Raw genomic sequence first — 10439 nt, forward strand, 5'->3', positions numbered from 1 at the left:
CAAATTCCTTGTTTACCTTAGCGCCGGTAGGCATATGTGGATAATTTACCCACATCAGTTTTACACGGCTCAGGTCTTTTTTAGCCAGGGCATCCAGATCGGGCAACCAGCTGTTTTCTTCCGTCAGGTCGTAATCCACTACAGTAGCGCCACTCAGGTTCACCGCAGAGCGGTAGGTAGGATAACCCGGGTTAGGGATCAATGCTTCATCTCCTTCCTGCAGGTAGGTCATGCAAATGTGCATAATGCCTTCCTTAGAACCTATCAGTGGCAACACTTCCGTATCCGGATGGAGGGTCACGTTGTAATAGCGCTGATACCATTCTGCCATGGCTTTACGCAGGGCAGGAATCCCTTTATAACCCTGGTAGTTATGAGTATTAGGTAACGCAGCATTTTCGTTTAATGCAGCCACCACAGAAGGATGAGGAGGCAAATCCGGGCTACCGATACCCAGGTTGATCACCCTGGTACCTGTTTGGTTCATTTCCTCTATTTCCCTGAGTTTTTTGGAGAAGTAGTATTCTTCTGTGCCTTGTAATCTTTTAGCAACCTGTATCTGCATAAAACTGATTAATGTGTTTTTCCTTTTTTATAAATACCCAGTACGGTCAGGTGTTCGGTGAGCGGCTCTATTTTAGACAATGCTTTTTCAAAGTGAGCGGCGTTATCGAATTCCATATCGGCGTGGAAGTAATAGTTCCATTCTTTTGCCGGGATAGGAAAGGATTGCAGTTTAGAGAGATTGATACCTGCTACTGCTATCTGGGTCAGCACTTTGGCCAGACTTCCTCTGTCGTGGCTCGTCTGAAAATATACCGAAGCTTTGTTGGCATCTTCCGGTGTAGCCATCGGTGTGCGGGATACAGCCAGGAAACGGGTATAGTTATTTTTATTGGTATGAATATTAGGCGCTATAATGTCCAGTTCAAAGATTTCTGCAGCAAGCTTACCAGCAATGGCTGCTGTACTTTTCAGTTTCTTTTGTCTTACATGTTTGGCGCTGAGGGCGGTATCTTCTGTTTCTACCAACTTGATATGCGGGTATTTTTCCAGAAAATCCATACACTGTAATAATGCCATCGGGTGAGAATGTACTTCCCGGAGGTCTTCCATTGTTTGCCCCGGCAATACCATCAGGTGCTGATTAATCTGCAGATATATTTCACCAGTAATATGCAGGCCTGAATTTTTGATGAGGCTATAGTTAGGTAAAATGCTGCCAGCAATAGAGTTCTCGATGGCCATCATACCGGCATCCACATCGGGTTGTTGTTTTGCTTTCCTAACCAGTTCCGCAAAAGAGGCACAGCACTCTATTTCGACATTTTTACCGAAATATCCCTGGGCAGCAACCTGGTGAAAACATCCTTCAAACCCCTGTATGGCAATTTTCATGTGTATGTGATTGATTTTATTTATTTATAGTTGCTACAGCAACTAGCTATTTAAAACAGAAAGGGTCCCTAAGTGGGACCCTTTTGCGTTGTACTTTATGTTGTAAGTATATTATTGCAAACGAGTCCCCTGCTTCTTCGCATAAAAGAAGTAAGAGAAGTAATAGAAAAAAGAATTGCCTAAAGCTGGCTGTAACATATACTTACTGTTTATTAATGTTATTAAAAAAGGCCTTCCGATTTACCGGAAGGCCCTTTTGTAGTATCTTTTATTTTACACAAACGACCTTCCTATTTCTGGTACCAGAAATAATAAAAGCCAAAAAATCCAAAAGTCGTTTGTTTCATGTGATTATTTGTAATCCTTTTGAGTGTAGGACAAAAATACGGCACGATTTTAATTATCCAAGGGGTATTATCAAAAAATATACTTTTTTTAATAATAATGGTCATTTATTGAATAACTTTCAAGAAATGAAGAATAGTAAAAGTACCAGGCATAAAAAAACCGTCCTGGCTATGCCAGAACGGTTATTTATAAAACCTAAAGTTGAATTAGTGTTTTGCAGCAGCTGAATCGATAGTTTTAGCAGCAGAATCAACAGTTGCTTTAGCAGCGTTAGCTACAGAATCAACAGTAGAAGTAGCAGCGTTAGCAGCTGAATCAATGGTAGAACTTGCAGCAGTAGCAGTAGAATCAGTAGCTTCAGTTTTTGCACCACCACCGCAAGCAACTGCGAAAATACCGAAAGACAGAGCCAGGAAACCGATTTTAATTACGTTCTTCATGTTACAATTATTTAAGTTGTTTTTTGAATGATTTAACCTTTATACCGGGATCACCCAAAAGGTAACCCAAACTTTTAAAAATATTTTTTTTCGGTACTTTGGGTTACCAAATGCCTAATAACTGTATTAAGAGTGAAGCAAAATCAAGACATAACAAGAGATAGGGAATTATTGCTGGGACTGGCAAAAGGCGAAGATAAATCATTGGAAATCATCTATTCAGAGAATTTCCCGGTGGTTTTAAGGATGATCCTTCAGCACAATGGTTCAGAAGATGACGCTAAAGATGTGTTCCAGGAGGCTATTATAGTCTTATATGAAAAAGTGCAAAACAATGATTTTACGCTCAGCAGCAGGCTCAAAACCTTCCTTTATTCGGTTTGCCGCCATCTGTGGCTAAAAAAAGTTCAACGTACTTACGGACTATATGCCTTAACTCCTGAGCTGGAAGAAGTGATTCCCGCTACAGAAGAACTGGAAGAACATTATGCCAGGGATCAGGAATTCAAGATCATGGAAGGGGCTATGAGCAATATAGGCCAACCCTGCCAAACCATCCTGGAAGATTATTACCTGCATAAGAAGTCGATGCAGGAAATAGCAGAGAAGTTCGGATATACCAACGCTGAAAACGCCAAGAACCAGAAATACAAGTGCCTGATGCGTTTGAAGAAGTTATTTTTTGAGCAGTACAACACACCAATATAAGAAGAAAGCAGCCATGAAAGAAGATATGATCTTATTACGTGAAATTGAGCGTTACCTGGAAGGGGAAATGAGCGAAGCCGAAAAAACTGCTTTCGATGAATCACGCCGCACTAACCCGCTGATTAACCGGCAAGTAGAAGAACATCAGTTGTTTCTGCAGCACCTGGGTAATTACGGCCAACGGCAAAACTTACAAGCCAAACTGGAAAAGATACATCAGCAGCTGGATATGCCTACCCTACGCAAACAGGCGCTGGAAGGTAACCAAACATCAAAAAGATTGTCTATCCGTCGCAGAACCATCACCAACCTGGCAGCTGCCGCCTGTATTGCACTGGTTACCTCTCTGTCTACCATTGCGGTAATACAGAATGTGGCCAGGAATAAATCCACTGCACAATATGAAGATGTAAGAAGGGTGCTGAATAATATTCAACGCTCCCAGAATGCACTCATCAATGATATGAACAGCAAGAGCAAGGCACCGTTAAACCCCGGCACCTATGGTGGTACTGGTTTCGCGGTATCCGGTAATGGTTACATAGTGACCAACTATCATGTAGTAGCCGGCGCCGACTCTGTATATGTTCAGAATAATAAAGGTGAAGCTTTTAAAGCCGTCAGCATATTTGAAGATATTTCCAGTGACCTGGCTGTATTAAAGATCGCTGACTCTACTTTTAAAAGTCAACCGCTGCCCTACGCTTTGAAACCACAGAGTGTAAGAATTGGTGAAGAAGTATTTACCATGGGCTTCCCCCGCGATGAAATTGTTTACGGCAAAGGATATATCAGTGCCAAAACGGGATTCAACGGCGACACTACGGCTTACCAGGTATCCATTCCGGTAAATCCGGGTAACAGCGGCGCTCCCCTGCTCGACAGCAAAGGCGATGTGGTAGGTATCGTTACCGGCAAACAAACTACCTCTGATGGTATTGCCTTTGCGGTAAAGTCAGCTCACCTCAAACATCTGCTGGATGAAATGCCGAAAGACAAACAAACCCGCAAGGATTGGAGTCACAAAAGCCGCCTGGAAGGTTTGAACAGGGTAGATCAGATTAAGAAACTCGAAGACTTTGTATATATGGTCAAGGTATATAATTGAAACAGCTATTAGCTTTTAGCTGTTAGCTGTTAGCCTTTAGCTTTTAGCAAAAAAAATGCAGCGGAGAGCATTATGTTCTCCGCTGCATTTTTGCTAAAGGCTAACAGCTAATAGCTAATAGCTAAACTGCTTAATGCTTGTTCGCCATCCACGCTTTGTACTTATCGGTGATCCAGTAGAGCAGATCATTGTTGGCGATGGTACGCATGGTATTATAGTCAGGATAATTATCCCGCATGAATAACTGAAGAGAGTCGCCGGTAAGGCCGGTTACTTTATTGACCAGAATGGGTGTAAAGCGGGAGTCGATGTACTTTTCTTTTTCCATCTGCTCATAATTCTTCTTAAACTGTCGTTTTTGTTTTTCTTTTTTTGAGAAGCGGGTGATAGGACTGAACACAATACCGGCGCCCTCTGGTGTGCTGCCACCAGCCAGTTGCTGGTTAGGCTTATCAAGAATATAACCGTATTGGGTGCGTCTCTCCATGGAATCTATCTGATAAGGCGTATACTGGGACGTAACTTCTACTCCTTTCAGGAACTTACCTGCTGAAATCATGGTCACGTTAATGGTTTGTGTACCATTGGCCTGGGTTACAATAATGGTATCTGGCAAATAACCCACAAAGGTGACAACAATGCGGTCATTACGGTTACCAAATATTTTATAATATCCACCCTGATCTGAGAGGGAACGTTTCCCTGTATTGAGATTACTGACAGTGGCATAGGGAAGCACCAGTTTATTGCTGTCTGAAATCATCCCGGTAACAGTCACCTGCGCGTTTACCAGGGAAGCAAATGCCATACTGAAAATACAGCCCAATGCTATGATGCGTAATAAAACCTTCATATAGAGTATAATAAATTTAACTGCTGAATCCCATCCTCTCCCTTACAAACAGATCAATATGGACATTGTTCATATCCGTATTTGAAGTTACAAATTAAACGAAATGCCCCGGTGTTAAAAAAGAAAATCCTTCTGCCAATGGCAGAAGGATTTTTGTAATGTCACTTCAGCATATATAACAATCAGGCTGATTTCAGTAAACTGATCACTTCTTCACGGCTTTTACCCAGCTTCTGCTGGAGTTTCCCGATCAACTTATCTTCCTGTCCTTCTTCATATAACAGGTCATCATCGGTTAAGTCCGCATATTTTTGTTTGAGCGTTCCTTTGAGTTCATTCCACTTTCCTTTGATCTGTAACTTGTCCATAATTTTTCAATTTATATGGTGATATAATCTGGTTACTTACAAAGGGGGAAAGCCAACAACTATGCCATCAGCCTCATTAATTATAAAGATACCCGGATACGGGTATCAAAAACACGGCTTTCACCGGCAGCCAGCTGAACCAGTCCTAGCCCGTTGTTGAAGGCATCTGGCGCACCGCTGAGGTTTTCTACTGCGATGCTGGTACGGTGTGGCGGAATATATATTTGCAGTATCGGATAGTTATTACCGGGATAGAAAGTGATGTTGATATTTTTCTTCGGATCGTGGATCGTAGCCAGCGGTTGTGCCTTCGTTTGGTCCAGTATAAAGGAATTATCGAGTTCTACCCCTTTCAGCAATTTCCCGCCAACAAACTCCGTATATGGCAGGAGGTTACCTGTAGGCAGCAGTTTTTCGTTAAACTCTACTATTTGTTTGGACGCAAAAGTCAATTCCAGTTCATCTACCGGTGTACCGGTGCTGAAGTAAGGATGCCAGCCATCCATTACCGGAATGGTATTGTTGCTGCGATTGGTGATAGTAGTGCTTAGCTGCAGTTCATTATCGGCACGCAGTGTAAATGTAGCTACACAATCGTAGGCAAAGGGATAACCTGCATCATCCGTTTGTTTAAAATGGTGGGTGAGGGTAACCGTTGCCTGCTGATCATCTGCCTCTTGTGTGGTGATAGTAAAAGGAGCATCGTATAACAGGCCATGGATCGCGTTGCCGGGAGCAATGGTTTTCTGAATGCTGTAGGAAGTACCTTCCCAGGTATATTGTGCATCCTTGATGCGGCATGCATAAGGACTCAGTTTTACACTTTTAAAGCTGCTGCGAAGATTTGCTTCCAGGTCGGACAGATCTTTATAGCTATCGATCAGGTTGAGGCTTTCCTGTTGACGCTTTACTTTAAACGCGTGCAGCAGTGCGCCATAAGCGGGAATGATTTCTACCTGTGTGCCTGTTACCAGATCCTGGAGTGCGATGATATCAAATCCTGCTTCTTTAAAAGAATGGATGCCAAATTTCATTGTTCAATATTTTGAATTCCAGACAAAATAATAAAAATTTTACGGAGATGAAGGGATTAAACGAACATACAGATGGTTCATAAATAAGCAAGCATCTGCCTTTTAAGACAGATGCTTGCTGTTATATCATTTACCACATCATTAGATGCTGGCGTTGATCAGATTTTCCAGCCATTCCTGTTTACCGCTGGTTTGTTTAGGTTCTCCGTTTGCAGCAGCAAAGTTGCGGAGATCTTCCAGTGTCAGTTTACCGGCTTCAAATTCCTGGCCTTTACCGCTGTTGAAAGAGGCATAGCGATCGTGACGGAATTTTTTATACGGCGTAGCAGTCAATACTTTCTCCGCAACGATGGCTGCTCTGGCGAAAGTATCGATACCACCGATGTGTGCGTGGAAGATATCTTCCAGGTCGGTAGAGTTACGACGGGTTTTGGCATCGAAGTTAACACCACCACCGGCGAATCCACCTGCTTCCAGGATGACGAGCATGCTTTCGATGAGGTCATTGAGGTTAGTTGGGAACTGGTCTGTATCCCAGCCATTCTGTGAATCGCCGCGGTTGGCGTCAATGCTACCCAGCATGCCTGCATCTACGGCTACCTGTAATTCGTGCTGGAATGTATGTCCGGCCAGGGTAGCGTGGTTTACTTCTAGGTTTAATTTGAAATCTTTATCCAGCCCATAGTGACGGAGGAAGCCGATCACGGTGGCAGCATCATAATCGTACTGGTGTTTGGTAGGCTCGCAAGGTTTAGGTTCGATGAAGAAAGTACCTTTGAAACCCTGTGCACGTGCGTAGTCGCGGGCCATACCCAGGAAACGGCCCAGGTGTTCCTGTTCACGTTTCATGTCTGTATTCAACAGGGTCATGTAACCTTCACGGCCGCCCCAGAATACGTAGTTTTCACCACCTAATGCGATAGTAGCATCGATAGAGTTTTTTACCTGCGTACCAGCGTATGCCAGTACAGCGAAATCAGGGTTAGTAGCAGCACCATTCATGTAGCGTGGGTTGCTGAATACATTGGCGGTTCCCCACAGCAGCTTTACGCCACTGGCTTGTTGTTTTTGTTTTGCGTAAGCCACTATTTGCTGCATACGGCTTTCGTATTCTGCTACGTTGGCGCCTTCGTCTACCAGATCCGCATCGTGGAAACAGTAGTAAGGAAGACCCATTTTAGTAATGAACTCAAAAGCAGCATCCATCTTGTCTTTCGCGCTCTGATTGGCATCAGAGGAGGTGAGCCATGGGAATTCTTTGGTACCCGGACCGAAAGGATCTCCACCAGTACCGCAGAAGGTATGCCAGTAGGATACAGCAAAGCGGAACAGTTCTTTCATGGATTTGCCTGCGATGATGCGATTTTCATCATACCATTTATAGGCAAGTGGATTATCTGACTGTACCCCTTCAAACTGTATTTTACCAATCCCTTTAAAATACTCGTTGTTTCCTAATGTAATACTCATAACTAATGTGGTTTTTAAAATGCTTGACTTATATGTTTCCGTTAATGCATCAAAGAACGCAGTCCGTTTAGCCAGTTGCCGTATACATCACGGTATTGTGATTGCAATGCAGCATCTGGCTCTATCACAGACAGGCATTCCATGCCGCGGAAAGCATCTGCAGTGCTCACATAGCCTGCTCCTATGGCAGCTCCGCGGGCAGCGCCCTGGGCGCCATCTGTGTTATATAATTCTATGACAACATTGGCAGTATTGGCGAATGCTTCGCGGAAAAGGGGGCTGAGGAACATGTTGGCATGTCCGGCTCTTACGCGGTGAATGTTCAGGTCCATTTCCGCCATGATATCCATGCCGTAGTTGAGTCCGAATACAATGCCTTCCTGTACGGCGCGCATCATGTGTGCCCGCTGATGGCGGTTGAAATTCAGGTGACTAACGGAGGCGCCTATACTCCTGTTTTCCAGGATACGTTCTGCGCCATTGCCGAAAGGAAATACCTGTAAGCCGGCGGCGCCAATGGGCGCCTGTGCTGCCAGTGCATTCATTTCCGGGTAAGTGATATCCCCTACCAGGTTTTTCAGCCAGCTATTGGCGATACCTGTACCGTTCAGACACATGAGCACACCATTTCTCGTATGTGCGTTATCGTTATTCACATGTACAAATGCATTGACACGGCTCTGGCGGTCGAAACTATTTTTATCATGCACCGCATATACCACGCCTGAAGTACCTGCTGTAGTAGCAGCTTCGCCGGGTTGCAGCACATTAAGAGAGAAAGCATTGTTGGGTTGGTCACCGGCCCGATAGGTGACCGGTGTGCCAGGCGCCAGTTTCAGCGTGGCGGCAGCAGCGGCGGTGAGTTGTCCCTGCAGGCCAAAGGTGGGTACGATGGCGGATAACAGGTTTTCGTCGATGTTATAATGTTTCAGCAATGCTTTGGACACACTATTTTCCGCGAAGTCCCAGAAGGTGCCTTCGGAAAGACCGGAGATAGTTGTCGCTGCTTCGCCGGTTAATTTCATGGCAATGAAATCGCCGGGCAACATTACTTTATGAATGCGTTCATAAATATGTGGCTCGTTTTCCTGGATCCAGCGCAGTTTGGAAGCGGTGAAGTTACCTGGAGAATTGAGCAGGTGAGCCAAACAATATTGTTCCCCCAGTGCTTTAAAGGCGTCGTTACCTATTTCCACAGCGCGGCTGTCGCACCAGATGATGGCGGGTCTTAATACCTGCTGATTTTTATCCACGCATACCAGTCCATGCATCTGATAGGCAATGCCTATTCCTTTGATCTGTTCCGGAGCTACAGTAAATCGATTTAGCAAAATCCCTGTGGCATTAACGATTTCCTGCCACCAGCTCTCCGGATTCTGCTCGGCCCAGCTTGGGTGGGGCACATCAATGGTCATCTCTTTTTCAGGGCAGGTAGCAGTAGCTACACAAGCGCCGGTATCGGCATTGAGCAATGCTGCCTTGATAGATGAGGACCCAATATCGTATCCTATAAAGTACATAACGTGAGAAATTAGCGATCTTCAATATTAGCCGGTAATATTTCCCGGTTCTGATCAACTCAGAACCGGGAAATGACCGGCGGCAAAGTAAGCAAATGTTTCTATTACCAGAACACTGTATATAATGCGATCAGGATACCTATGATGAGCAATGCGCCAACAGTAAAGCCCATATTGGGTTTAAACATACTGCTGTCGATGGCCAGTCCTTTCGGATTATTAACGCTGGTTTTATCGCTCAGGGTAATAATTACCATACCGAGAACGCATACCACAAACACGAGGCCCATACGGTCAATGAACGCCATTTCCCATAAGCCGCTGTCGGGGTTTAATGCGGAGAAACCAATCTGGCTCAAAGGCTCCAGGTTGACCCATGCCGGCATAAATTTCAGGAAGAAAGAGAGGAGCAAACCACCAATCATGGCAAACATGGCCGCGCTGGAAGTCGTACGTTTCCAGAAAAATCCGAGGGCGAACATGGCGAATACCCCAGGGGATACAAAGCCGGTATACTCCTGGATAAACTGGAAGCCTCCTTTTTTATCGATACCGAGGAAGTTGGAAATCACGATCGCAATGATCATGGTGACTACCACCACCAAACGGCCTACGCTTACGATCTTCTTCTCGTCAGCCTCTTTGTTGTATATCTTCTTATAGATATCTAAAGAAAAAATGGTAGAAATACTATTGGCTTTACCCGCCAGAGAAGCTACTACCGCAGCTGTGAGGGCGGCAAATGCCAGTCCTTTCAGGCCCACCGGCAGGAGGTTCAACAATACCGGATAAGCATTATCGGCATTCAGCGAGCCACCTTTCATCATGGACTGCGCAAAATCGCCATGGTTCTGGGAGTACAGCACATATGCCGCAATACCAGGTAATACTACGATCACCGGCATCAGCAATTTCAGGAAACCGGCAAACAGCAAACCACTGCGGGCGGTTTTCAGATCCGCACCCAGCGCACGTTGCGTGATATATTGGTTACAACCCCAGTAGTTCAGGTTCACGATCCACATACCACCAATCAATACACTCAATCCGGGCAGATCCAGGTACTTGGGGTTTTCCTTGTGCAGGATCATGTGGAAATGTTCGCTGGCATGTTGGGTCATCAGGGAAAATCCTTTCAATACACCGGTCGTACCAAAGTGTTCTGATACCAGCTGTAAAGCCAGGTAAGTAG

Annotated in this window: 11 protein-coding genes; 2 read left to right on the top strand and 9 right to left on the bottom strand. The window is 44.8% G+C overall.

Going from position 1 to position 10439, the window contains the following annotated elements; all coding sequences use genetic code 11:
• The 3 genes from VIP81_RS31225 to VIP81_RS31235 all read right to left on the bottom strand — a co-directional run.
• A partial coding sequence (locus VIP81_RS31225; protein WP_331971312.1) for a pyridoxal phosphate-dependent aminotransferase occupies positions 1 to 565 on the bottom strand: 565 nt, incomplete at its 3' end.
• An 8-nt stretch (positions 566 to 573) separates the two neighbouring features.
• A complete protein-coding gene (locus tag VIP81_RS31230) occupies positions 574 to 1398 on the bottom strand; it encodes a prephenate dehydratase (protein ID WP_331971316.1) in 825 nt (274 codons plus the stop codon).
• Between the two features lie 554 nt (positions 1399 to 1952).
• Positions 1953 to 2186 carry a hypothetical protein gene (locus VIP81_RS31235; protein ID WP_331971319.1) on the bottom strand — a complete coding sequence of 78 codons (234 nt, stop codon included), beginning with the start codon at positions 2184 to 2186 and terminating at the stop codon, positions 1953 to 1955.
• A 132-nt stretch (positions 2187 to 2318) separates the two neighbouring features.
• Between VIP81_RS31235 and VIP81_RS31240 the strand changes: the two genes are divergently transcribed.
• The gene (locus VIP81_RS31240; protein WP_331971322.1) at positions 2319 to 2894 is read left to right on the top strand and encodes a sigma-70 family RNA polymerase sigma factor; all 576 of its coding nucleotides are present in this window, start codon (positions 2319 to 2321) and stop codon (positions 2892 to 2894) included.
• Positions 2869 to 4002, top strand: a complete 1134-nt coding sequence (locus VIP81_RS31245) for a S1C family serine protease (protein WP_331971325.1) — start codon at positions 2869 to 2871, stop codon at positions 4000 to 4002. Before VIP81_RS31240 ends, VIP81_RS31245 begins: the two co-directional genes overlap by 26 nt.
• Before the next feature lie 130 nt (positions 4003 to 4132).
• Here VIP81_RS31245 and VIP81_RS31250 read toward each other — a convergent pair whose 3' ends face one another.
• From VIP81_RS31250 to VIP81_RS31275, 6 genes are all read right to left on the bottom strand, one after another.
• The gene (locus tag VIP81_RS31250; RefSeq protein ID WP_331971328.1) at positions 4133 to 4855 is read right to left on the bottom strand and encodes a carboxypeptidase-like regulatory domain-containing protein; all 723 of its coding nucleotides are present in this window, start codon (positions 4853 to 4855) and stop codon (positions 4133 to 4135) included.
• Positions 4856 to 5037: 182 nt separating this feature from the next.
• Positions 5038 to 5223, bottom strand: coding sequence for a CsbD family protein (locus tag VIP81_RS31255; RefSeq protein WP_133810180.1), 186 nt, complete (start codon positions 5221 to 5223; stop codon positions 5038 to 5040).
• A gap of 80 nt (positions 5224 to 5303) precedes the next feature.
• Complete coding sequence (locus tag VIP81_RS31260; RefSeq protein ID WP_331971333.1) at positions 5304 to 6257, bottom strand: aldose 1-epimerase; 954 nt, start codon at positions 6255 to 6257, stop codon at positions 5304 to 5306.
• A 141-nt stretch (positions 6258 to 6398) separates the two neighbouring features.
• The gene (gene xylA / locus VIP81_RS31265; RefSeq protein WP_331971336.1) at positions 6399 to 7727 is read right to left on the bottom strand and encodes a xylose isomerase; all 1329 of its coding nucleotides are present in this window, start codon (positions 7725 to 7727) and stop codon (positions 6399 to 6401) included.
• Between the two features lie 41 nt (positions 7728 to 7768).
• On the bottom strand, positions 7769 to 9247 hold the full coding sequence (locus VIP81_RS31270) for a xylulokinase (RefSeq protein WP_331971339.1): 1479 nt from the start codon (positions 9245 to 9247) through the stop codon (positions 7769 to 7771).
• Positions 9248 to 9351: 104 nt separating this feature from the next.
• A partial coding sequence (locus VIP81_RS31275) for a sodium:solute symporter family transporter (RefSeq protein ID WP_414649434.1) occupies positions 9352 to 10439 on the bottom strand: 1088 nt, incomplete at its 5' end.

Origin of the sequence: Chitinophaga sp., from assembly GCF_036566945.1 — a bacterium.
Lineage (GTDB): Bacteria > Bacteroidota > Bacteroidia > Chitinophagales > Chitinophagaceae > Chitinophaga.

Bases quoted from the DNA above. Each gene is read 5' to 3' on its own strand.
- VIP81_RS31230 (WP_331971316.1), bottom strand. From the start codon at position 1,398: ATGAAAATTGCCATACAGGGGTTTGAAGGATGTTTTCACCAGGTTGCT.
- VIP81_RS31235 (WP_331971319.1), bottom strand. From the start codon at position 2,186: ATGAAGAACGTAATTAAAATCGGTTTCCTGGCTCTGTCTTTCGGTATT.
- VIP81_RS31250 (WP_331971328.1), bottom strand. From the start codon at position 4,855: ATGAAGGTTTTATTACGCATCATAGCATTGGGCTGTATTTTCAGTATG.
- VIP81_RS31255 (WP_133810180.1), bottom strand. From the start codon at position 5,223: ATGGACAAGTTACAGATCAAAGGAAAGTGGAATGAACTCAAAGGAACG.
- VIP81_RS31260 (WP_331971333.1), bottom strand. From the start codon at position 6,257: ATGAAATTTGGCATCCATTCTTTTAAAGAAGCAGGATTTGATATCATC.
- xylA (WP_331971336.1), bottom strand. From the start codon at position 7,727: ATGAGTATTACATTAGGAAACAACGAGTATTTTAAAGGGATTGGTAAA.
- VIP81_RS31270 (WP_331971339.1), bottom strand. From the start codon at position 9,247: ATGTACTTTATAGGATACGATATTGGGTCCTCATCTATCAAGGCAGCA.